At 71.8% G+C, this 22,694-nt stretch carries 19 protein-coding genes; 4 read left to right on the plus strand and 15 right to left on the minus strand.

The genetic code is table 11. The features are described from left to right. Positions 1-113: 113 nt before the first annotated feature. The 4 genes from KUF83_RS07015 (at position 114) to KUF83_RS07030 (ending at position 5,222) form a co-directional block, all read left to right on the plus strand. Positions 114-869: a DUF1775 domain-containing protein gene (locus tag KUF83_RS07015; protein WP_217453686.1), complete on the plus strand. Its 756-nt coding sequence runs from the start codon at positions 114-116 to the stop codon at positions 867-869. 181 nt (positions 870-1,050) lie between these two features. Further along, positions 1,051-2,628: a Re/Si-specific NAD(P)(+) transhydrogenase subunit alpha gene (locus KUF83_RS07020; protein ID WP_217453687.1), complete on the plus strand. Its 1,578-nt coding sequence runs from the start codon at positions 1,051-1,053 to the stop codon at positions 2,626-2,628. 6 nt (positions 2,629-2,634) lie between these two features. Next, positions 2,635-4,089 carry a Re/Si-specific NAD(P)(+) transhydrogenase subunit beta gene (gene pntB / locus KUF83_RS07025; RefSeq protein WP_217453688.1) on the plus strand — a complete coding sequence of 485 codons (1,455 nt, stop codon included), beginning with the start codon at positions 2,635-2,637 and terminating at the stop codon, positions 4,087-4,089. A 479-nt stretch (positions 4,090-4,568) separates the two neighbouring features. After that, positions 4,569-5,222 carry a phosphatase PAP2 family protein gene (locus tag KUF83_RS07030; RefSeq protein ID WP_308402932.1) on the plus strand — a complete coding sequence of 218 codons (654 nt, stop codon included), beginning with the start codon at positions 4,569-4,571 and terminating at the stop codon, positions 5,220-5,222. A 7-nt stretch (positions 5,223-5,229) separates the two neighbouring features. Here the strand turns inward: KUF83_RS07030 and KUF83_RS07035 are convergent, their stop codons facing one another. The 15 genes from KUF83_RS07035 to KUF83_RS07105 all read right to left on the minus strand — a co-directional run. After that, positions 5,230-6,555 carry a glutamate-1-semialdehyde 2,1-aminomutase gene (locus tag KUF83_RS07035; RefSeq protein ID WP_217453710.1) on the minus strand — a complete coding sequence of 442 codons (1,326 nt, stop codon included), beginning with the start codon at positions 6,553-6,555 and terminating at the stop codon, positions 5,230-5,232. A gap of 24 nt (positions 6,556-6,579) precedes the next feature. Further along, positions 6,580-7,131, minus strand: coding sequence for a dTDP-4-dehydrorhamnose 3,5-epimerase (rfbC, locus tag KUF83_RS07040; protein WP_217453690.1), 552 nt, complete (start codon positions 7,129-7,131; stop codon positions 6,580-6,582). Continuing rightward, positions 7,128-8,396, minus strand: a complete 1,269-nt coding sequence (locus KUF83_RS07045) for a polysaccharide pyruvyl transferase family protein (RefSeq protein ID WP_217453691.1) — start codon at positions 8,394-8,396, stop codon at positions 7,128-7,130. Before KUF83_RS07045 ends, rfbC begins: the two co-directional genes overlap by 4 nt. Continuing rightward, a complete protein-coding gene (locus KUF83_RS07050; RefSeq protein WP_217453692.1) occupies positions 8,393-9,340 on the minus strand; it encodes a glycosyltransferase family 2 protein in 948 nt (315 codons plus the stop codon). Before KUF83_RS07050 ends, KUF83_RS07045 begins: the two co-directional genes overlap by 4 nt. After that, entirely contained in the window at positions 9,337-10,647 is a 1,311-nt protein-coding gene (locus KUF83_RS07055) for a hypothetical protein (protein WP_217453693.1), read from the minus strand. The genes KUF83_RS07050 and KUF83_RS07055 overlap by 4 nt, the downstream gene beginning before the upstream one ends. 5 nt (positions 10,648-10,652) lie before the next feature. Then, positions 10,653-11,936 carry a DUF4910 domain-containing protein gene (locus KUF83_RS07060; protein WP_217453694.1) on the minus strand — a complete coding sequence of 428 codons (1,284 nt, stop codon included), beginning with the start codon at positions 11,934-11,936 and terminating at the stop codon, positions 10,653-10,655. Continuing rightward, the gene (locus KUF83_RS07065) at positions 11,924-12,949 is read right to left on the minus strand and encodes an NAD(P)-dependent oxidoreductase (protein WP_217453695.1); all 1,026 of its coding nucleotides are present in this window, start codon (positions 12,947-12,949) and stop codon (positions 11,924-11,926) included. Before KUF83_RS07065 ends, KUF83_RS07060 begins: the two co-directional genes overlap by 13 nt. Positions 12,950-12,952: 3 nt before the next feature. Further along, on the minus strand, positions 12,953-13,600 hold the full coding sequence (locus tag KUF83_RS07070; protein ID WP_217453696.1) for a PIG-L deacetylase family protein: 648 nt from the start codon (positions 13,598-13,600) through the stop codon (positions 12,953-12,955). Then, complete coding sequence (locus tag KUF83_RS07075) at positions 13,597-14,421, minus strand: glucose-1-phosphate cytidylyltransferase (protein ID WP_217453697.1); 825 nt, start codon at positions 14,419-14,421, stop codon at positions 13,597-13,599. Before KUF83_RS07075 ends, KUF83_RS07070 begins: the two co-directional genes overlap by 4 nt. Next, positions 14,418-15,668, minus strand: coding sequence for a class I SAM-dependent methyltransferase (locus tag KUF83_RS07080; protein WP_217453698.1), 1,251 nt, complete (start codon positions 15,666-15,668; stop codon positions 14,418-14,420). The genes KUF83_RS07075 and KUF83_RS07080 overlap by 4 nt, the downstream gene beginning before the upstream one ends. Then, positions 15,665-16,876 (minus strand): glycosyltransferase, encoded by a 1,212-nt coding sequence (locus tag KUF83_RS07085; RefSeq protein WP_217453711.1) that lies wholly within the window; start codon positions 16,874-16,876, stop codon positions 15,665-15,667. The genes KUF83_RS07080 and KUF83_RS07085 overlap by 4 nt, the downstream gene beginning before the upstream one ends. 8 nt (positions 16,877-16,884) lie before the next feature. After that, positions 16,885-18,195 (minus strand): O-antigen ligase domain-containing protein, encoded by a 1,311-nt coding sequence (locus KUF83_RS07090; protein WP_374106002.1) that lies wholly within the window; start codon positions 18,193-18,195, stop codon positions 16,885-16,887. A gap of 1 nt (position 18,196) precedes the next feature. Further along, positions 18,197-19,732, minus strand: coding sequence for a right-handed parallel beta-helix repeat-containing protein (locus KUF83_RS07095; protein WP_374106003.1), 1,536 nt, complete (start codon positions 19,730-19,732; stop codon positions 18,197-18,199). A gap of 11 nt (positions 19,733-19,743) precedes the next feature. Further along, positions 19,744-21,705 carry an alginate lyase family protein gene (locus KUF83_RS07100; protein ID WP_217453700.1) on the minus strand — a complete coding sequence of 654 codons (1,962 nt, stop codon included), beginning with the start codon at positions 21,703-21,705 and terminating at the stop codon, positions 19,744-19,746. Next, the coding region (locus KUF83_RS07105) for a Gfo/Idh/MocA family protein (RefSeq protein WP_217453701.1) at positions 21,702-22,694 on the minus strand (993 nt) is incomplete at its 5' end. The genes KUF83_RS07105 and KUF83_RS07100, both read right to left, overlap by 4 nt.

Raw genomic sequence — 22,694 nt, forward strand, 5'->3', positions numbered from 1 at the left:
GTGCTGCCGCCGCAATCGATCTGCGCGGCAGCATCCCAGGGCGGATCCGGACCCTTTCCCGCACGTGAACACAGCCTCCCTGCACACCCCTTCGGCTTTGAGGAGTCACCCCAGTGCATCACCCGACGTTGGCACGCAGTCTGCGCCGTCTCGGCGCCCTCACCGCGGTAGCCGTCGCGGCAGCGGTCGTCACAGCGGGACCGGCCGCCGCCCACGCGGAGGTCGAGGCCGAGGGCGCCCGCGCCCTCGACCAGAACGCGACGCTCACCTTCTCCGCCGCGTCGGAGTCGGACTCGGCAGGCATCACCAAGCTGGAGGTGATCCTGCCCAAGGGCATCACCCCGGAGGACATCACCTACAAGGAGGGCCCCAAGGGCTGGAAACTCACGCCCACCAGCCGTGGCTACACGGTCTCCGGAACCAAGCTCGCTGTCGGTGAGGACGCCGACTACGTCGTCACCGTGCGGCAGTTGCCCGAGGTCAAGGAACTGGCCTTCAAGACGCTGCAGAGCTACGCCGACGGCCACACGGACCGCTGGATCGAACTGGACGACGGCGAGGAGGAGGGGGACGGCCACGGTCACGGGCACCCCGCGCCCCTGCTGAAGCTGAAGCCCGCCGCTCCGGGTGCGAAACTCGTGAGCCCCAGCCCGACGGAGCAGCCGACGACGGCCGCCCCGTCGTCCGACACCGCCTCGGGCGAGCCGGCCACCGGGACGTCGACCCCGGCGGCCGAGTCCGCGGCGGACAGCTCGGACGGGGACGACGGCATGTCCATCGCCGTGCCCCTCGGCGTCGGCGCGGCCGTCCTGCTGCTCGGCGGCGGTGCGTGGTGGTTCCGGAGCCGCCGCAGCGGCGGCGCTGCCTGAAACCGCCCGGGGTGGGAGCCGCACGTTGGCTCCCACCGGTGCGGTGCGGTCCGGTGGGCGACCCGGCCTCCGTCGCGGACTGCCGGCTCGGCTTCTTGCACGGGCGGATCAACCCCGGCTTCCGGATGGCTGACGGGGGGCAGACATCCGACGGAGGCGAACTCGATCAGAGAGGAAGACGATGGTCCCATCGGAACGGGAACCGGAACAGGGAGCCCAGCGGATCGGGGTACCCGCCGAGTCCACCGCGGGCGAGACCAGGGTGGCGGCGACCCCGGCCACCGTGGGCCGACTGGTCGCGCTCGGCTACGACGTGGTCGTGGAACCGGGGGCGGGGGAGTCGTCCCGCTTCTCCGACGCGGCCTACGAGCAGGCGGGCGCCCGCCTCGGCGACCCGTGGCCGGCCGAGATCGTACTGAAGGTCAACAGTCCTTCGAGTGAGGAGATCGGACGGCTGCGCGACGGAGCGACGCTGATCGCACTCATCGCCCCCGCGCTGAACCCCGAACTGGTCGAGGAGTTGGCCCGGCGGCCGATCACCGTGCTCGCCATGGACGCCGTCCCGCGCATCTCGCGCGCCCAGTCCCTGGACGTCCTCAGCTCGATGGCGAACATCGCCGGATACCGCGCCGTGGTCGAGGCGGCGCACGCCTTCGGCCGGTTCTTCACCGGCCAGGTGACCGCCGCCGGCAAGGTGCCGCCGGCCAAGGTGCTCGTGGCCGGTGCCGGGGTGGCCGGACTCGCCGCGATCGGCGCGGCCCGCAGCCTCGGCGCCGTGGTCCGCGCCACCGACCCGCGGCCCGAGGTCGCCGAGCAGGTGCGTTCGCTGGGCGGGGAGTTCCTGGAGGTACGGCCCGACCAGGCCGGACGGGAAGTCAGCGGCGACGGATACGCCAAGGCCACCTCGGACGACTACAACAGGCTCGCCGCGCGGCTGTACGCCGACCAGGCCGCCGACGTCGACATCGTCATCACCACCGCGCTCGTCCCGGGCAGACCGGCGCCAAGACTCATCACCGCCGAGGACGTCGCCCGGATGAAGCCCGGCAGCGTCATCGTCGACATGGCCGCGGCACAGGGCGGCAACGTCGAGGGGACGGTCGCGGGGAGGGCGGTCGTCACCGACAACGACGTGACGATCATCGGCTACACCGACCTGCCCGGCAGGCTCCCGGCCCAGGCGTCACAGCTGTACGGCACCAACCTCGTCCACCTGATGAAACTGCTCACCCCCGGCAAGGACGGGCGGCTCGTCCTGGACTTCGACGACGTGGTGCAGCGGTCGATGACCGTCGTCCGCGACGGCGAGAAGACCTGGCCACCGCCACCCGTGCAGGTGTCCGCCGCGCCCACCCTCGCCCCTGCCCAGGGCCCGGAAGCCAGAGCCCCCGGGGCCACGGTGAAGCCCGCCCGCTCCGCGCGGTCCGGGTACGCCCTCGTCGGCGCCGGAGCCCTCGCGTTCTTCCTGATGACCGCTTTCTCGCCACCTCAACTGATCGCCCACTTCACGGTGTTCGTCCTGGCGATCGTCATCGGCTTCTACGTCATCGGCCATGTGCACCACGCGCTGCACACCCCGCTGATGTCGGTCACCAACGCGATCTCCGGGATCGTCGTGGTCGGCGCGCTGCTGCAGATCGGGCACGGAAACACCGTGGTGACCGTGCTGTCGTTCGCCGCGATCCTGCTGGCGAGCATCAACGTCTTCGGCGGATTCGCCGTCACCCGCCGCATGCTCGGCATGTTCTCGAGAGGCTGATCAGGGATGACCACCGCCACGGCCGCAGAGGCCGCATACGTCGTCGCCGCGCTGTTGTTCATCCTCAGCCTCGCCGGACTCTCCCAGCACCGGACCTCCCGATCGGGGGTCGTCTGGGGCATCGCGGGCATGGTCATCGCCCTGGCCGCCACCGTCGGTCTCGCCTCGCGGAGCATCAGCACCCCCGGCCTGGTGCTGATCGCCGTCGCGACGGCCGTCGGCGCGGGCATCGGACTGTGGCGTGCCCGGGTCGTCGAGATGACCGGCATGCCGGAACTGATCGCCATCATGCACAGCCTCGTCGGCCTCGCCGCGGCCTTCGTCGGCTGGAACGGCTACCTCGACACCGAGGCCGGGGGCCACGCCGGGCAGGAGATCACCGGCTCACTGCTGCGCATCCACCACGCCGAGGTGTTCATCGGCGTCTTCATCGGCGCCGTCACCTTCACCGGTTCCGTCGTCGCCTACCTGAAGCTGTCGGCGCGGATCAAGTCCCGCCCGCTCATGCTCCCCGGCAGACATGCCCTCAATCTGGGCGCGCTCGCCGCGTTCGCCGCACTCACCGTGGCGTTCGTCGCACGCCCTCACATGGGACTGCTCATCGCGGTCACCGTGGTGGCACTCGCCCTCGGCGCACATCTGGTCGCCTCCATCGGCGGCGGCGACATGCCAGTGGTCGTCTCGATGCTCAACAGCTACTCCGGCTGGGCCGCGGCCGCCTCCGGCTTCCTCCTCGCCAACAACCTGCTGATCGTCACCGGCGCACTGGTCGGCTCCTCCGGCGCCTACCTGTCGTACATCATGTGCAAGGCGATGAACCGCTCCTTCCTCTCGGTGATCGCGGGCGGCTTCGGCGGCGAGACGACGGCCGTGAGTGACGACGCTGAGCAAGGAGAGCACCAGGAGATCAGCGCGGAGGACACCGCCGAACTCCTGCGGGACGCCTCCTCGGTGATCATCACTCCGGGATACGGCATGGCGGTGGCCCAGGCGCAGTACCCCGTCGCGGAGTTGGCGCGCAAGCTGCGCGAGCGCGGCGTCGACGTGCGCTTCGGTATCCACCCGGTCGCCGGCAGGCTGCCCGGTCACATGAACGTGCTGCTGGCCGAGGCCCACGTGCCGTACGACATCGCACTGGAGATGGACGAGATCAACGACGACTTCGCCGCCACCTCCGTCGTCCTGGTCATCGGCGCCAACGACACCGTCAACCCGTCCGCCGCCGAGGACCCGGCCAGTCCCATCGCCGGGATGCCGGTCCTGCACGTGTGGGAGGCGGCCCAGGTCGTGGTCTTCAAACGCTCCATGGCCACCGGGTACGCGGGCGTACAGAACCCGCTGTTCTTCCGGGAGAACACCCAGATGCTGTTCGGCGACGCCAAGCAACGGGTGGAGGACATCCTGCGCGGCCTCGACGCCCTCGACGCGCCGATGCCGGAGATGGCGGGCACGAGCCGCTAACCCCTGGCCCCTCGCCCCTCCGTCCGCCGGGCACCGCCCGGCGGACGGCCGGACCATTCAGCAGGGCGCGTGCGGGGCGGGACGGTGCGGCAGCCTCGCCTGCGGTGGTGATCAGGTCGTGTCCCGGGCCTTCCGCGTATCCGGCGTACGCTGAGGAACTGGATGCCGACCCGGGGGAGCGGGAGAGGCGTCGGCGCGAGCAGGACGGCTGAGGGCAGGGGGTCCGCGCCGGACGAGTGCCGCTGTGCCGGGGTGGTCGGCGAGGTCACCGAACGCAGGCCGGGCAGTCTTCACGAGTGCCTGGAACAGGGGAAACAGGAGACCGCTGATTCATGGTTGCCCACCGGTCGGACGAAGGGCCGCACGCCCACCTCGTCCCAGGAAGCCACGAACCGGAACACGCTTCACCGCTCGCGGCGGATCACCGCCCGTCGAACGGACGCGGTGACCGTCCGACAGGCCGCTCGGAGCCCGCGGCTGTGCCCCCGTCGCTGCGTGCGTGGCTCGGACTGGTCGCGGCCCTCGGCGCCCTCGCGGTCGTCGTACTCGGGGCCCTGTATGCCGACGAGAGCAAGCCCGGCACGCTGGACGCGCGGATCTGGGCGGCGGTGGAGGGCGTCGGACCGCCGTGGCGGCGCGTCGCCCTGGCCATCGACTTCCTGGGGGAGCCCCTCGGCGCGGCGCTGCTGGGCGTGGCCGCCGTGGCGGGCTGCCTGCTGCTGCGGCGTCCTCGCGCAGCGGTGCTCGTCGTCGCCGGGCCCGCACTGACCGTGGGGACGACGACGCTCCTCAAGTCCCTGGTGGGACGCACCATCCACGACGGGAGCCTGTCCTACCCGAGCGGGCACACCGCCTTCCTCGCCGCGATGACCCTCGCGGTGGCGCTGGTCGCGACCGGCCGGCTCGGCCTCGGCAGGGCGGCCGGAACCTCACTCGTGCTGACCGCGGCGCTGGTGGCCGGCGCCGCCATGGGCTGGGCGCAGGTCGCTCTGGGCGCGCACTACCCGACCGACACCCTCGGCGGCTGGTGCACCGCTCTGGCGGTGGTGCCTGCGACCGCGTGGCTGGTCGACCGGACCGCCGACCGGCTGCTCGACCGGACGGCCGACGCCGGTCGGCGGGAGCGCCGCTGACGTCCTGTCACGCCTGGCGGCGGAACACGGGCTTCACCGGTCGTCCGCCCAGCCAGGGGGTGGGGTCACCGGTGTCCAGCGCCTTCCGGTACACCGCACACGCCTGGGCCACCACGTCGACGGTGTGCTCGATGTCGGCGTCGTCGAGCGCGCTGCTCACCACGAACGACGGGGCCAGCACCCCGCCCGCGAGGAGCCGGCGCAGGAACAGGGTGCGGTACTCCTGCGACGGCTGTCCGTGCTCGTCGAGGGTGGCGAAGACCAGGTTGCTGGCCCGGCCCTTGACGACGACGTGGTCGCCGACACCCATGCTGTCCGCCGCGTCGCGGACACCGGCGGCCAGCCGCTCGCCGAGGGCGTGCAGCCGCGCGGTGACGTCCTCCTCGACGTAGGTGGTCTGCACGGCCATCGCGGCGGCGAGAGAGTGCGTTTCCGCCCCGTGCGTGGTGGACAGCAGGAAGACGCGTTCGCCGGAGTGACGCAGTCCGCCCAGCTCCATCAGCTCGCGGCGCCCGGCCAGCGCGGAGACGGCGAACCCGTTGCCCAGCGCCTTGCCGAACGTGGAGAGGTCGGGGACGACGCCGTACAGGCCCTGGGCGCCTGCCTCGGACCAGCGGAGGCCGGTGATCATCTCGTCGAAGACCAGGACGCAGCCGTGCCGGTCGGCCAGTTCACGCAGGCCCTCGAGGTATCCGGGCGGCGGCTCGGTGTGGGTGGCGGGTTCCAGGATCAGACAGGCGACCTCGCCCTCGTACCGGGTGAGCAGGTGCTCGGTGGCGGCCAGATCCCCGTAAGGGAACGCCACGGTCAGCTCGTTGGTCGCCGCCGGAACGCCCGCGGACATCGGCGTGGTGCCGATGAACCAGTCGTCGGTGGAGAAGAACGGATGGTCGGCGCACAGGGCCACCCGCGGGCGCCCGGTGGCGGCGCGGGCGAGGCGTACCGCGGCGGTGGTGGCGTCGGAGCCGTTCTTCGCGAACTTCACCATCTCGGCGGTCGGTACCGTGGCCAGGAAGCGTTCCGCGGCCTCGACCTCGACGATGGACGGCCGGACGAAGTTGCTGCCACGGTCGAGTTCCCGTCGCACGGCCTCGGTCACGCGCGGGTGGGCGTGACCGAGGCTGACCGACCGCAGGCCGGAGCCGTACTCGATGTAGCGGTTGCCGTCGATGTCCCACACATGGGCGCCGCGGCCGTGGCTGATGACCGGAGCAAGGTTCTCGGGGTACTGGTCGTCGCCCTTGGCGTAGGTGTGCGCGCCTCCGGGGATCAGGGCGTGCAGCCGCTCGTTCGCCGTTCGCGAGTGGGGCAGTCGCAACTCTTCGTTGTCCACCGTGTCCTGGGTGCCCACGCCGACTCAGCTCTCCTTCTGCTTCAGGACTTCGGCGAGGCCCGGAGCCTGCCGGTCCCGCTGGGACATCGACGAGACCGGCAGGGGCCAGGGAATGGCGAGTTCCGGGTCGTCGAAGGCGATTGTCACGTCCTCGGCCGGATCGTGCGGGCGGTCGATCCGGTACGAGGTGTCGGCGGTCTCGGTGAGCGCCTGGAAGCCGTGCGCGCATCCCGCCGGGATGTAGAGGGTCGTCTGTGTCTCGTCCGACAGTTCGAAGAAGGCCCGGTTGCGGTAGGTGGGCGAGTCCGTTCGCAGGTCCACGACGACGTCGAAGATCTTCCCGTACGAGCACCGCACCAGCTTGGCCTCGCCGGCTCCGGAGCGCAGGTGCAGGCCGCGCAGCACGCCTCGGACCGAGCGGGACAGGCTGTCTTGTATGAAGGCGTCCGGGTCGAGGCCCACCGAGCGCACCACGTCGGCGTCGAAGGTGCGGCAGAAGAAGCCGCGCTCGTCGGCGTACGGCGTCGGCTCGAAGAGGTACGCGCCGGTGATCTCCGGGACGTGGGTGGCTTTCAAGAGGTCTCCCGCTGGGCGTGGGTGCCGTCGGTCGTGTTCGTGTCCGCGATTGTGGTCGTGGTCGCGGTCGCCGGGAACAGGGTCGTGGTCAGGGCGGTGAACTGGTGCTCCAGGCGCCGGGCGGCGGCCAGGTTCCGCTCGGTGAGGGTCTGCCGCAGTTCCGTCGAGTTCTTCTCCAGCGCTCGGAACTGTTCGAGCAGCCGGTCGGCGTCGACCTCACGAGCGGGGTGGCAGTAGGCGTCGAGACCCATCTGCGCCATGAGGGCGTCGCTCTTCGCCGCGTAGCTGAGCGCGAGCGTCGGCGTGCCGGCCTTCAGCGCGCAGACCAGGTTGTGGTATCGGGTCGCCACCACCGTGTCGGCGGCCACCGTCTCCTTCATCAGGTCGGCCAGCGAGGTCGCCTCGGCGGCGGTGACCAGCGGCGAGTCCACGGCGTCGAGGATCGCGGCGACCACCGGCGCATCGCACGCGTCACCGGTGAGCAGCCGGACCGGCCTGCCGTCCTCGACCAGCGCGCGGACGAACCGGGTCGTCCCGTCGAGGTAGCGCCGGTGGATCTCCTCGGCCCGGGCGCGGTCGTCGTTGCCCCCGTGGAAGTCCATGACGCCGACGCAGACGTATCCCGGTGGACGCGCGGGCTCGCTCGCCCGCGGTGTCGGCAGGGCGAAGGCGAGGTCCGGGTACACCTCGTCGCGAGCGGTGTCCACGCCCATCGCCCGCATCGCGTCGCGGGACAGGGCGTCCCGGTACGACCGGTAGGCGGCCAGCCGCGCCGCCCAGCGCACCAGGGTCCGGGTCGGCCGGTCGGTGATCGCGGCGGCGCCGACGCCGACCAGCGCGACCCGGGTGCCGGAGAGTCGGCCACTCGCGCAGAGCAGGAACAGTGAGTACGGGAAGCCCCACGGCCGCAGCGGCAGCGTGGCCTCCAGGACGCCCATGCCTGGCACGATCACCACGTCGTGCCGGCGCACCCAGGCAGCGGTGCGGAAGACGTCGACGAGTTTGCCCAGACCCTTTCCCGCGATCGCGCCGACACGTGACGCGGTCCGGTACTCCCCGCGGTACCAGTGCAGCCGCGTCGCGGGTATCCGGTACCGGGCCGCGACGACCTCGGGCCCGCCGCACAGCGCGTCCACGACCGCCTCCGGGTGCTCGGCGCGCAGGTATCCGAGTACGGCCTCCAGGGACCCGTCGTTGCCGAGGTTGCCGGAGCCGAGCAGGCCGAACACCCCGACGCGCACGGGGGTTTCGTCCGCGGACGTCATGCCCGCCTCCCCTCACGGCCGGCGACCAGGGCGTCGACGGAGACGGTGAGCAGGGCAGGGTCGACCGGGGCACGGTCCTCGACCCGCTCGCCGGCGCCCGGCCGGACCCGGCTGGTCATCCACGCGGCCAGGTGGCGGTAGCAGGCGCGCCGGTCGGCCGAGGACAACGGCGCCCTCCGGATCGCCGAGACGAACCCCCCGACGTACTCGGCGAGCAGCCGGGGCGTCGGGTGCAGCGGGCCCGCCCGGCGAGGGTCGAGGTTGACGCACCGGGCGCGCTTGCCCGGGTTCGCCCGCTCGGCGCGCGTGGGATGGTCGCGGCGGAAGTACAGCAGTTCCGGCACCTGGTGGAAGGGGCCGTGCAGCCCGATCTCGGCGACGAACGTGCGGTCCGCGTGGTGATAGCTGTCGTGCGGCTTCACCCGGCGCAGCACGTCGGCCCGCATCACGCCGTAGAAGTCGTCGCCGCCGGGCTCGAACAGCATGCTGCGGAAGCGCTCGGGCGCGCGCGGCGAGTCGGTGGCGAGCGTGTACTCGTACGGGACCTTCACCTTGCCCTCGTGGTCGATGACCGCCTGGTCGGCGTGCGCGAGGATCACCTCCGGGCGCTCGTCCAGCGCCTCGACGCAGCGCCGCAGCAGGTCCCGGGCGTACAGGTCGTCGTGCGAGGCCCACTTGAACAGCTCGCCGCGGCACTGGGTGAACACGTAGTTGTGGTTCGGCGCGGCGCCGACGTTCCGGGGAAGCCGGATGTACCGGATGCGCGGGTCCTGCGCCGCGTACTTGCGGCAGATGTCCTCGGTCGCATCGGTCGAGGCGTTGTCGGAGATGACCAGCTCGAAGTCCTCGTAGGTCTGGCCGAGCAGGGCGTCGAGCGACTCGGCCAGGTACTCCTCGCCGTTGTAGACGGGCAGGCCGATGCTCAACCGGGGATGGGCGGTCATGACGTCCTCACTTCGGGGATGGGTTGGTGGTGGCGCTCGCGCAGGGCGGCGCGCAACTGCAGCCACCACGCGGCCGAGCTGCAGACGGTCGCGGCGGCGACGCCCCAGGCCGAGCCGGCCGTGCCGGCCACGGCCGCGCCGCCGAGTCCGCCGGTGACGTAGAAGGTGGAGGCGATCAGCTGGCTGCGCAGGCTGCGCCGGGCCGCGCCCAGCGCGCGCAGTCCGGCCGCCGCGCCGGTGCCGAGGCCGGCCCCCGCGACGCCGAGCGTGACCGGCACGATGAGCTCGGAGGCGGAGCTCCAGACGTTGCCCAGCAGGAACTCGCCGCCGCTGTCCGGCACCAGCAGCAGCGCCCCGCCCCAGAGCAGCGCGGCGACGGCCTGCCCGCCGCCCAGGACGAGGCAGAACGGGCCGAGGCGGTGCGGGGCCCGCCGGAGCACCCGTGCCGCCTCCGCGACGGTGACCAGTGACAGCCCCATCAGCACAGCCATGAACGGGCCGAGCATGAGCTCGGCGCCGCGGACCACACCCACCGCGCCGAGGCCGACGATCGCGCCGAGCCCGTACGCGCGCAGCTGGCTCGCGCCGCTGTTGCTGACGTTCTCGACCAGGTACCGGTAGCCGAGGTCGCGGTGCTCGCGAAGCCACTCGCGCGCGCCGGTCGGCCGGGGCCGGATGCGGGACTGGAAGCCGCCGTACACCGCGGCCACCGCGGCGGATCCGCCCCACGCGAGCACGAACGCGGAGACGCTGCCCACGCTGGCCGCCACGAGCATGGCCGGGACGAGCGCGACGCACCACACGAGGTCGTTGACGAACGCCTTCCGCCCGGTGCCGGCGGCGAAGAAGGCGAACCGCCACGCGTCCTGGAGCAGCAGCCCCGGCAGTACGACGCCGAGGCAGGCGAACGCCGGCCCCAACCGGCCGCCGACGGCGAGCCCGACCACCAGACAGGCCGCGCCGAGAGCGGTACCGACGCCGAGCGCGGTACCCGACGACCGGACCACCGCGGTGCGCCAGGACGCGTCCGGCACACCGCTGAAGCGCACCATGAGCGGATCGGTGGCCAGTCCGCGGGAGACGTTGAGCACCACGCCGTAGGTCACCCAGGCCAGGCTGAACACGCCGAACGCGGTCAGCCCGAGCGAGCGGGCCACGTAGATTCCCACCGCGAAGTTGGACATGCTGGAGGCCGCCTGGTCGGCGAGTCCCCAGGACAGCCGGCCGGCGACGGCCCGCCTCGCGGACCGCCGGGCGGGTCCGGCCGGTGGCGCCGTCGCCTGCGGATTCTCCCCCTCGGTGGCCATCGGCGTCACGCCTTGATCAGCCCGGCGCCGTGCAGGGCGTCGGCCGCGGCGGCGACGGTGCTGAACGGCAGCCCGGACCGCTCGGCGACATCCAGCAGACTGTGCTCGCCGTCCGATTGGTTGAGCACCCAGAGCATGGCCATCTGCGCCTGTCTGGTGTCGCTGCGCCCGCCGAGCGCTTCGTACAACCCACGCCGTCCCAGCTGGGGCTCGCCGTGGGGGCTGAGGTTGAGGTACCGCCGGTTGCGGTCCAGGACGGCGAACGCCTCACCGCAGACGGCGAGCGTGTCCGCCATCGCCTCCGGGGAGACGAAGTCCAGGTTGTCCGCCGAGGTGTGGTACTCGGGGTAGCCGGCGTACGGGGTGCGGGTGAGTGAGCCCACGCCGAGGTTGAAGCCCGGCGAGCAGAACTGCCGCTCGTCGTAGCCGTACGGGGTGAACTCCGTGACGTGGTGGGGGCGTTCGGAGTCGGCGAGTACGTGCCGCATCACCCGGTCGATCTCCGCGTCGCCGCGTCTGCTCTGTTTGTACGTCAGTTGGCCGGGGTCGCCGGCGCAGGCCAGTACCAGACCGTGCTTGACCCGCTCGATCCGTTCCGCGTTGCGGGCCAGCCAGGTGATCGCGCCGATGGTGCCGGGCGCGAAGATGAACCGGTAGGTGTAGTACGGCGTCCGCTCCGCCAGCGCCCGGGCCAGGAACGTCGCCACCGCGATACCGGCCAGATTGTCGTTGGCCAGCGACGGGTGGCAGACGTGACAGGAGACGATCACCTCGTCGGGGACCTGCCCGGGGACCACGTGCTCGGCGTAGGTGAGGTGGCCGTCGGCGAGCGTGGAGTCGACGCGCACCTCGTACTCGCCGTCCGGCATCGCGTCCAGGGTCTCCTGGGCCAGGCAGAAACCCCACTCCGGCTTGTAGTAGCTGGTGCGGTACGGCACCCAGCTCGGGTGGTCCGGCAGGGTGTGCAGGTGTCCGCGCAGCTCGGCCAGCGGCATGGTCGCCGACACCGGCACGCTGTAGCCGAGCACGTGCAGGCTGGACGCGGCGAAGTCGACGACCCGGTTGCCCGCGGTGTCCGCGATGTACGCGTCGCGGATGTTCCACTCCTGCGGCACCGTCCAGTCGAGCACCTGGGTCCCGGTCGGCACCTCGTGCACCTGGAGCGGGATGTACTCGCCGACGATGTCCAGGGTGGCGCGCACGCCGTCCCCCGTGATGCTCCGGCAGAGCGGGTACATCCGCTCCACCAGCGCGTACATCTCCTCGCTGTGCGCGGTCACCGGCGCCACCGCAGGGTGTCGTCGACGGTGCCGGCGTCGGACGCCGCGCGCAGCACGGCGAGTCGGGTGAAGCGCCGCTCGAAGTCCTCCTGGGTCAGCCCGTGTTCGCGGTAGGCGTCGGCGAGTTCGAGTGCGCCCCGCTTCACCGTCCATTCGCAGTCGAAGCCGGGCACCGCGGCGCGGAACCGGGAGAAGTCCACCCGGTACGAGCGCGGATCGGCACCGTTCTCGCCGGTGATCACCACCTTGGAGCCGGACACCGCCTCGGCGACCTGCTCGGCGATCTCGGCGATCGTGACGTTGTTGGTCTCGCTGCCGATGTTGAACGCCCGGTCGTGCACAGCTTCCCGCGGCGCGGTCAGCGCGGCCGTGAAGGCCCGTGCGATGTCGGCGGCGTGCACCAGCGGGCGCCAGGGTGTTCCGTCGGAGAGCACCAGCACCTCGCCGGACAGAAGCGCGTGGCCCACCAGGTTGTTCAGGACGATGTCGGCGCGCAGCCGGGGGGAGTACCCGAAGGCGGTGGCGTTGCGCATGAAGACCGGGCTGAAGTCGCCGTCGGAGAGGGCGTGCAGGTCGTCCTCGACCCGCACCTTGGACTCCGCGTACGGCGTCACCGGGCGCAGCGGGGCGTCCTCGGCCACGAGATCGTCGCCACCCGAGGCGCCGTAGACCGAGCAGGTGGACGCGTACAGGAAGCGTCGTACCCCGGCGTCGCGGGCCAGCCGGGCCAGCCGCACGGACGCGTGGTGGTTGATGTCGTAGGTGAGCTCGGGCGCCAGCGATCCCAGCGGGTCGTTGGACAGCGCCGCCAGGTGGATGACGGCGTCCACCCCGACCACGTGGTCGGCGGTGACGTCGCGCAGGTCCACCCGCGTCCCCGGCGGGTCGGCGGGCGGCGGGCCGAGCACGCAGTCGGCGAACAGGCCGGCGTCAAGGCCGACGACCTCGTGCCCGGCGGCCGCGAGGACCGGGGCCATGACGGTGCCCAGATAGCCCTGGTGTCCGGTCAGCAGTACGCGCAAGGTTCATTCCCCCAGGTCGAGAGTGAGTTTGGTGACGGCGAACGCCTCGGCGTAGCGCGCATGGCATTCGATACCGCGGATCCGGGCGAGCCCGAGAAAGGCCTCCCGGTCGTACCAGGGCCGGTGCCGCTGCGAGGGGTAGTGCTCCTGCAGCAGCCCCACCTTGTGTTCGGCGGTCTCCGGCGACAGCGGCTGGTATGCCGTGGGACGGCCGAGGTCGCCATCCCACTTGACGATCTCGTAGCCGAGTACGAGATGGTCGCGGAACGCCGTGGTCATCAGCTTCGCCAGGCCGCGGTGGTCCTGGTGCGCGTCATCGGTACGGGGGGCCAGCACGAGGTCCGGCTCGGTCTGCCCGCGCAGTTCCTCGACCGCGGCCTTGGCCTCTTCCCAGTGCGCGGGCAGCCGCCCGTCCGGCAGCTTGTGCACGGTCAGCCGCAGGTCGGCGCCCGGGCAGAAGGCGGCGAGCGCGGCCTGCTCCTCCTGCTCACGCTCGCTGCCGCCGCCGGACAGGACCAGCGCGTCGACGCGTACACCAGGATGTGCCCGGCACAGCGTCAGCAGCGTGCCGCCGGCGCCGATGGCGATGTCGTCGCAGTGTGCGCCCACCGCGACGATCCGGTCGAGGCGCCCCGCCCCGAGCCGGATCACGAGGTCCTCGCGCCGACGCCGGCCCTGCTGCCGGCCGCGCTCACGCCGTCCCGTTCCCAGACGGCCCACGGGCGCTCGCCCCGGGCGTAGGCGTCGTCGAGCGCGGCCCGCTCCTTCACCGTGTCGGTCGGCTTCCAGAACCCGCGGTGCTGGTGCGCCAACAGCCGTCCCTGTTTGGCGAGTTGGGCACAGCCGTCGGCGACCAGGTCACCGTTCTCCGGTATGTGGTCGAAGACCTCCTGGCGGAGCACGAAGTAGCCGCCGTTCTCCCACAACGGCATGTCGCTCACCGCGGTGATGCCCCCCACCAGGCCGTCCTCGCCCAGGTCCACGCAGTGGAACGAGGACTGCGGCGGCACCACCATCATCGACGCACCGGCGTCACGCCGGGCGAACCGGTCGATCATCTCGGGCAGCGGGGCGTCGGTGAGCACGTCGGCGTAGTTGGCGAGGAACATCTCGTCGCCGTCCAGATGGTGGCGCACCCGGCGCAGCCGCTCCCCGATCGGTGACTCGATACCGGTCTGCACGAACGTGATCGTCCAGGAGGCGATGTCGGTGGACAGCAGCTCGGTCCGCCCGTCGCGCAGGACGAAGTCGTTGGACGTCGTCTCCTCGTAGTTGAGGAAGAAGTCCTTGATGTGGTGGGCCCCGTACCCGAGGCACAGGATGAACTCGGTGTGCCCGAAGTACGCGTAGTAGCGCATGACGTGCCAGATCAGCGGCCGCGGGCCGACCATCGCCATCGGCTTGGGCATGTCGTCGGAAGCTCCGCTGCGCATACGCAGCCCGTAACCGCCGCAGAACAGAACGACCTTCATGCTGTGACCTCTCCAGACGCGATCTCGACAATGCTCAGTTCCGGAATGGGAAAGACCAGGCGGCCGCCCCAGTCGTGCACGAAGGACAGCTGCTCGACGAGCTCGTCCCGCAGGTTCCACGGCAGGACGAGGACGTAGTCGGGTTTGTCGGCGGCTATCCGCTCGGGCGGCAGGATCGGGATGCGGGTGCCCGGGGTGAACCTGCCGTGCTTGTAGGGATTGCGGTCCACCGTGTACGCGAGCAGGTCGGGCCGGATGCCGCAGTGGTTGAGCAGGGTGTTGCCCTTGCCCGGGGCGCCGTAGCCTACGACCGTCTCGCCCCGCTCGGCCGCGTCGATGAGGAACCGCAGCAGGTCCCGGCGCACCTTGGCCACCCGGGCGGAGAACTCGGTGTACCCGGACAGCTCCTGCAGCCCGGCGGCCTTCTCCCGGTCCAGCACGTCGGCCACCCGCCGGGACGGCTCACCGGCCACCTCGACAGGCCGGGCCCACAGCCGGATGGAGCCGCCGTGCGTGGGCAGCAACTCGACGTCCACGAGCGTGAGTCCGCCGCTCGCCAGCGCCCGGATCGCGGACGCGACCGTGTAGTACTGGAAGTGCTCGTGGTAGATCGTGTCGTACTGGTTCTCCTCGATCAGGGTCAGCAGGTGCTGCACCTCGACGGAGACCCAGCCGTCGTCGGCGACCAGGGCGCGCAGCCCCTGGGTGAACCCGACCACGTCGGGGATGTGCGCGTACACGTTGTTGGCCACGACCAGGTCCGCCGGACCGTGCTCCTTGCGGACGGCGGCGCCCGTGGCCGGGTCCAGGAACTCCGTGAGCGTGGGCACCCCCGCGTCCCGCGCGGCGGCGCCGACGTTCACCGACGGCTCGATGCCCAGGCAGCGGATCCCGCGGTCCACCACGTGCCGCAGCAGGTACCCGTCGTTGCTCGCGACCTCGACCACGAAGGCGTCGGGTCCGAGGCCCACGCGCTCCACTGCGTCGGCGACGAACGTGCGCGCGTGCTCCACCCAGGAGGTCGAGAAGGAGGAGAAGTACGCGTACTCCTTGAACGTCTCCTCCGGGGTGATCAGCGGAGGGATCTGCGCGAGCCAGCAGTCGGTGCAGACCCGCAGGTGCAGCGGGTACGCCGGCTCCGGCTGGTCGAGTTGGTCCGCGGCGAGGAAGCTCTCGCACGGCGGGGTCGCCCCGAGATCGACGACGCCTGCCAGTGTCGCCGAGCCGCAGAGTCGGCATCGTGTCATTTACTGCCCCCCATTGATTCCGTCCGACCCGCGATCGCGGTGCGGTACTCGTCCATCAGGCGCTCCAGTCCGACGGCCGGGCTGAAGTGCTGCTCGTAGCGGCGCCGTGCCGCGTGGCCCAGCTGCGCGTTGCGGGCCGGCTCGGCCGTGATCCGGCGCAGACAGGACGCCAGCGAGGCGCTCTCGCCCGGCCGGTGCAGCAGCCCGGTCACCCCGTCCTCGACGAGCTCGACGAAGGCCCCGTGACCGGCGGCGACGGCCGGGACCCCCGCCGCCATCGCCTCGGCGACCACCAGGCCGAACGTCTCCAGTGCCATCGAGGGAGCCACCACGGCGACCGACCGCGCGACGGCCCGCCAGCACTGCTCCCGGTCGTAGAGGCCGACGTAGCGCACGTCGTCCCGGCCCGCCGCCCAAGCGGCCACCTCCCGCTCCAGCGGCCCCCTGCCGGCGAGCACGAGCGGCACGCCCACTCCGCCGTCCGCGGCCAGCTCGTCCCACGCGGCCATGAGCAGCCGCACGCCTTTGGTCTCGGCGAGCCGCCCGAGGAAGAGGACATGCTCACCGGTGCTCGTCCGGGCGGTCCCCGGGTCGGGTACGAAGTTGTGCTTCACCGTCAGCAGTTCGGCCGGCATGCCGGACCGCACCAGCACGTCGCGCTGCGCCGCCGAGATGCACAGGAACCGCGCCACGCCGGACCACCACCGCCGCCGGTTGACCGTCAGGCTGACCGCGAGCGGCACTGTCGCAAGGCGGGAGTTCCGGTAGCAGCCGTGCCGGACGGCGGGCAGGGCCGTCTTCGACCCGACGCACTCGGTGCACGGCCGGCCGTCCCGGTGCAGGGTGCCCGGCGGGCAGACCTGGGTGTAGTTGTGCAGCGTGGCGACGGCGGGCACGCCGGCGTCGGCGCAGGCGGCCAGAACCGCGGGCGACAGGAGCGGGAACACGTTGTGGATGTGCACCACGTCCGGCCGGTCGGCGCGCAGGCGGGCGGCGAGCTCCGTGCGGACCGCCGGGTTCCACGGCACGAGCAGCGGCACCGCGGCCTTGCCGGGAAGGGACCGGCCGGCGATGTCGTCGCTGCGCCGCTCGAACACCTCGACCCGGTGGCCTGCCGCGCGCAGCAGGTCCACTTCCTGGTCGACCACCCTGTTCTCCCCGCTCGGCTGCGCCGAGGAGTAGCGGTTGTGCACCACGAGGACATGCATGCTCAAGGTCACCTCCTGGCCCATCGCGGGATACGTCGTCGGGGGACTGCGTGCGTCGTCAGGGGCATGGCCGCCAGGAGGGGCGGGTCCGCGGCGGGTGTCGCGAGCAGCGAGGCCGCCAGGGCCAGATGCAGCAGATACGGCGAGGCGTCGCCGAGGCCGGCCTCGGTGTACGAGGAGATCGCGACATAGCTGATCAGGAAGATCGCGCAGGCCCTCTGCAGCGACGGTGGCCGCAGCAGGGCGACACCGGCCAGCACGATGATCATCGTCGCCACGAGTGTGACGCCGATCAGTCCCTGTTCGTTGTAGACGGCCAGCCAACTGTTGTCGATGGGCAGCCCGCCGAACGACTTGTCGCCCAGACCCATGCCGAGCACCTGCTCCGCGGTCGTCCGGGGCGCAGCCAGCAGGGCGTCCCAGACCTTGGCCCGACCGGTGAGGCTGGTGAAGTACTCCTTGGTCTGTCCGCGCAGGAACCACGCCTGCAGCGCGGAGGCGAAGCCCACCGTCGCCACCGTGGACACCAGCACCGTCCAGACGAAGAACCGGCGGGCGGCGGCGCTGGTCATGACGAGCGAACCGATCGCCAGCATCAGGCCGACGAGCAGACCGACCGTGGCCGTCCGGGTGTGGGTCAGCGCGAGCAGGACGAGCGACGGCACGATGACCAGGGCCGCGCTGCCCCCGGTGGTCCGGCGTCCCAGTACGAGCAGCACCGTGAGCCCGATGATCACGGCGGCGTACTGCCCGATCTGCGGCGGGGTGAGCGGCCAGAGCGCGCCGACGAGCCGGCCGCCGTAGGTCTCGGGCAGGGCCGCGCCCGGTGAGATGAGCAGTCCGGCGGCAGCTGTCCCGAGCGCCGCGAAGTACATCCGGATGTGGTGCCGGACGAACGTCAGGCTGCCGTCCCACCACCGGCTGAGCAGCCACAGCGTGCCGACGAAGAGACCCAGCCGGGCGCAGCGGAACAGCGCACCGTACCCGACGCCCAGGTTCGCGCTGGAGATCACGCTCGGCACGAGCAGCAGGGTGAGCAGGAACAGGAAGGCGCCGGCCCGGATGCGCAGCCGGGGGTTGAGCGCGAGTGCCAGCGCGAACGCGGCGGCCAGCGCGCCCATGGTGACCATCTGGATGAGGGAGCGGGGCAGGGGGACGATGGTCTTCGCCCCTGCGGAGCCGAGCGTGTTGAGGCCGAGCAACGCCCAGACGATCCCGACGGCCTTCGGTGTGCCGGCAGGGCGGGGTTCGGCGCGGGACCGCGGGGCTGCGGTGTCCGGGCTGCCGGCCAGGGCGCCACGCGTGGGGTTCCCGTCCAACTCAGTCACCCGCCTGCGGGGCGAAGGTGCTGCCCGCGTCCTGCCGGTACGCCGTGCCCTGCCACTCCCCGGAGTCGAGCGTCCGGTCCGTGTCGACGGGGACGAAGCTCCACGGCCCGCGGTAGACGTTGTCGTGCCAGCGGTTGTGCTGCTTGTGGGTGATCGCCTCGGCCACCCGCTTGCCCTTGTACGGCGACCACTTGGGATAGGTGCCGTAGTTGGACAGGACCGCCATGCGGCCGCACTTCGTCGTGCACTTGACGACGGCCGGGTCCAGGAGGAAGCGGTTGTCGTGGATGTCCACCCGCTGGGTCTTCCACCGGCAGTCGTCGTAAAGCGGCGCCGTGGTGATCGCCGGCCGCTCGCAGCGGTCGGTGTCCTTCACCAGCAACGTGCAGTACCCGGTGGAGGTGTTGGCCGGGCTGTTGCAGAACCGGTCGGCGTTCTCCCACAGGGTGATGCCGTTCCAGTTGTTCTCCAGCACGTTCCGGTAGATCTCGATCTTGTCCGTGCGTGCGCGGATCCGTGGTTCGCCGCCTGCCTCGGAGATGTAGATGGTCGCGTAGGGGAAGGGGTCGCCGCGGTCGGCGTACTTGCGGCCCTCGACCCAGTTGTTCCGCCGGATCGTGTTGTTCCGGACGACCGCGTTGTAGCTGGTCTCGTACATCAGCGCGGCGCCGTCGTTGGCCTCGAGCAGGTTGTTCTCGATGCGGAAGTCGTTGTTGTTGTTGTCCGCCCACAGGCCGGCACCGCGGTTGTCGTGCACCCAGTTGCCGCGAATCTCGGCGCCGTCGACGGCCCAGAACTTGATGCCTCCGGTGCAGCCGCAGCCCGGCTTGCGCCGCTCCCAGTCGTCGGTGTTGTTGCCCACGATCTCGTTGCCCTCGACCACCAGTCCGCGGATGGAGTCGCCGGTCTTGTAGGCGTTCATTCCGTACTGGCCGTTGTCGCGCAGACAGTTGGCGCGGACCTGCTGGCGGGCGCCTGCCATCATCCCGGCGCCGGAGTTGTACTGGATCTTCGAGTGCTCGATGACCCATCCGTCGGCCATGTCATGGTTGACGACGCCCTCGTCGGGCGGCGCGACGAAACGCTGCACGGTCAGGTGGCTGATGGTGACGTCGGGGGCGGTACCGCTGAACGCGTAGTTGTTCTTCTTGCCGCCGTCGAGCACCGCGCCCGGCGCACCGAGGTAGCGGTTCCCCTTCTTGGCGATGACCTGGGCGTAGCGTTCCGGATCGAGCCTGTGCTTGCCCGGGCGAAGCCAGAACGTGGTGCCCGGGGGACTGCTCTTGGTCTTCTCGGCCAGGTCACCGACCACTGCGGGGTCGACCGTCACCGCGCCCACCGGTGCCTTCTCCGGCCCGGCCGCGGGTTTGGCGCACACGCGGGCCACGGGCGTGGCGGGCGCCCCGGACGCGGAGGGCGTGTCGGTCGGCTTGGCCCCGGCGTCGGATGTGCTCGTACAGCCGGTCGCCGCCAGCAGGATCAGCGCCAGCGGGGTCGCAGGCGACGCCCAGTTCCGCCACTTCGTCACCACGCGTCCCCCTAGCCGCAGAACCTGAGCACGGTGGTGAAGCCCTCCGCGCCGTCGGAGAATCCGGTGCCGACCAGCGTCGTCGAGGGTTCCTTGCGCCCGAATCCGGCGGAGTACCAGCCCAGCGGCGGGTCGGTCTCGCCGCGATGCGCACGCCAGGACAGCTGCCCGGGCAGGTCCAGTACCGCGGAGCGGTCCTCGCCGTCCCGGGTCCAGGAGAGCCGGGCCCGGTTTCCCACCAGGTCCGCGGTGATCGCCGGGCCGAGGTGGAACGCCAACCGGGCGTTCCGGCGCGGGCCGTGTACCTCGTCGACGACCTTCAGCTCCCGGCTCGCGGCCGTCAGCTCGACCCGGCGCCGGTGCACGGAGTCCTGGTATCCCTCGTGCTCGGCACACCAGCGGGCCGTCCCTGCCTCGGAGGCGTCGGACGGGTCCGCGGCCAGGACGCGGCTGCGGGCATGCCGGGTCCACAGGAAGGGGCCGCCGGGCAGGGACTGGTCGTCGCCGTCCAGCTGGAGGGTGTTGTGGCCGAGGGTCGACCGGAAGTACTGCCGCCACTCGGGTTGCCCGTGGTAGCAGTAGGTGCCCGGGTCGGCGAGCACGTCGACGCCGTCGTGCCGGACCTCCAGGGAGAGTGCGTCCGCGTGGGCGTGCGCGGCGATGGACAGGAAGCCGTGCGGACCCCCGTCGCAGCGGCACCAGATCTCCTCCGGACCACGCAGGATGGTGAGCCCGGCGTCGGCGAAGTGGGCCGGCCGTTCCGCCGGGCGGGTCACGGACGGTTCCGTGCGTTTGATGAGCGCGGCCAGCAGCGGGGTGCGCACATCGGTGCCGGTCACCGCCGGCCACCAGGCGAGCCGGCCGAACACGGCGTCCCCGGTGGCCAGCAGCGAGGCCCAGCGGTCGGTGCCCGCGCCGTCCACGACCAGACCGTGGCCGTCGTCCGCGTCGCCCTGGCGCGGTGGCCGTAGCCGGTTGTCCACGACGGCCGCGAGCGCGTCGGTCATCCGCAGCAGCACCAGCCGGACGGACGCGGGGACCGGCACGTCGGCCGCGTCCGCCTCGGCCACCGCGGCCAGGGCGAGCTCCAGCACCAGCCCGTGGTACTCGGTGGCCAGCTCGCGGTTGAGGCCGGAGACGAAGGTGTTGCCGCGCAGGTGCCGCTCCAGCGACCGCAGCGCGCCGGCCCGCCAACGCGCCGAGGAGGGGAACCACCCGAACGCACAGGCCGCGGCGAACTGCCCGGCGGCCTCGGCGATGACGTGGTTGTTCGCCGACGAGCCCCGGCTGGGGAAGGCGGCCAGCCAGCGCTGGTGGTGCCAGATCTGGTTCCGCGCCACCGGGTTGTCCTCGAACAGAGCGGCCGCGTCGGGCCAGCCGTCGAGCAGTCGCCGGATCCACACCCAGGACAGCAGCCGGATGCCCAGCTCGATGCCGCTGATCCAGTGCACTCCGCGCAGCGGCGGGTTGGCCGCCCACCACGACCGCAGGTGCTCGGCCACGCGCTCCGCGTACCGCTCGTCACCGGTGATCGCGTAGGCGGCGGCGAGGACGGTGAGGTACTGATGCCGGGACGGCTCCCAGATCTGCTTGATGTCGCCGACCGCGTCCTCGTTGCGGTACGGCACGTCGAAGGCGTACCCCCAGGGAGCCCGGCGCCCGGTCTTCGGGTCGCACCACCAGTCCGGGTCGACCAGGTCGTCGCGGACCACCCCGAAGAACTCGGCGTGCCCGTACATCAGCCGGTCCGCCTCGGCGACGAGACGTTTCGCGGCGTCCGGAGGTATGGCGGCAGTCGTCCCGGCGGGCAGGACCGCGGTGAACCGGGCGTCGGTCACGATCGGGCAGTCCGGCCGCGCCGACCGCCACCGGCGCCTGCGCACCGTGTCGCCGACCCTGCCGCCGACCTCCCGCGGTCCCATCCGGGACAGCCGCCGCAGGTACCAGCCCGGGCTTCCCGAGCTCACGGTCATCGCGTCCTCGCCAACGTCACCGGCGCACCGGCGGCCAGGCCGGCCTGCACGGCGAGGGTGGCCGCCGTGGTGGCGACCAGCGACTCCAGGGGCACCGGCATCGGCCCGCCGGTCCGCACGGCCTTGACGAACGCGGCCAGTTCGGCGTTCTGCCCCTTGTCGCGGGCCTTGGGCAGTCGTGAACTGACCCACCGCTTGCGGCCGTACACCGAAGCGCGGACGAAGTCGTCGAGCCGCAGCACCTTGCCGTCCGCGACCAGGTCCAGCGTCTCCTTGGGGAAGGTGGGCGCGCCGGTGGTGACGTAACTGATGGTGGCGGTGGACCCGTCCGGGTAACCCAGCACGACGTGCAGGTCCTCGTTGCCGGAGGCGGCGACCGCGTACACCGAGACCGGGTCGGCCTGAAGCAGCCAGCTCGCCGTGTCGATGAAGTGTCCGCCCTCACCGGCGAACCGCGAGCCCTCGGTGCCCTGTTGGAGGTACCAGCTGCCGTGCTGGAGCTGTCCCGCGTTGACCAGGTAGCGAAGGCTCGCCGGACCGGTCCGGGCGCCGAACCGCTGCCGTGCCTCCTGCAGCAGCGGCGCGAACCGGCGGTTGAAGCCCACCTGCAGCCGGTCGTTCCCGGACTCCTCCACCGCAGCGAGCACACCGGCCAGCTCGTCCTCGGTGAGGGCCAGGGGCTTCTCCACGAACACGGCCTTGCCCGCGAGGAGCGCCCTCCGGGTCAGTTCGGCGTGCGAGCTGTGCCGGGTGACCACGAACACCGCGTCGATGGACTTGTCGCCGAGGACGGCGTCGAGATCGGTGGTCGCCTCGGCGAAGCCGAACTTCCGCTGCGCGTTGGCCCCGGACAGCGCCGTCGTGGTGACGACGGTCGACAACTCGACGCCGTCGCGCTGTGACAGGTGCGGCAGCAGCATCGATGTCGCGTAGTTGCCCGCGCCGACGAACGCGAGGCGCACCGGCGCCTGGGCGGCCCGGGCCGGCGC

This window comes from Streptomyces sp. BV286, assembly GCF_019090165.1.
Taxonomy (GTDB): Bacteria; Actinomycetota; Actinomycetes; order Streptomycetales; family Streptomycetaceae; genus Streptomyces.

Coding starts and splice junctions, on each gene's coding strand:
- KUF83_RS07055 (WP_217453693.1), bottom strand. CDS start 10,647: ATGGCCACCGAGGGGGAGAATCCGCAGGCGACGGCGCCACCGGCCGGA.
- KUF83_RS07085 (WP_217453711.1), bottom strand. CDS start 16,876: ATGCATGTCCTCGTGGTGCACAACCGCTACTCCTCGGCGCAGCCGAGC.
- KUF83_RS07020 (WP_217453687.1), top strand. CDS start 1,051: ATGGTCCCATCGGAACGGGAACCGGAACAGGGAGCCCAGCGGATCGGG.
- KUF83_RS07075 (WP_217453697.1), bottom strand. CDS start 14,421: ATGAAGGTCGTTCTGTTCTGCGGCGGTTACGGGCTGCGTATGCGCAGC.
- pntB (WP_217453688.1), top strand. CDS start 2,635: ATGACCACCGCCACGGCCGCAGAGGCCGCATACGTCGTCGCCGCGCTG.
- KUF83_RS07100 (WP_217453700.1), bottom strand. CDS start 21,705: ATGACCGTGAGCTCGGGAAGCCCGGGCTGGTACCTGCGGCGGCTGTCC.
- KUF83_RS07045 (WP_217453691.1), bottom strand. CDS start 8,396: ATGACGTCCGCGGACGAAACCCCCGTGCGCGTCGGGGTGTTCGGCCTG.
- KUF83_RS07080 (WP_217453698.1), bottom strand. CDS start 15,668: ATGACACGATGCCGACTCTGCGGCTCGGCGACACTGGCAGGCGTCGTC.
- KUF83_RS07050 (WP_217453692.1), bottom strand. CDS start 9,340: ATGACCGCCCATCCCCGGTTGAGCATCGGCCTGCCCGTCTACAACGGC.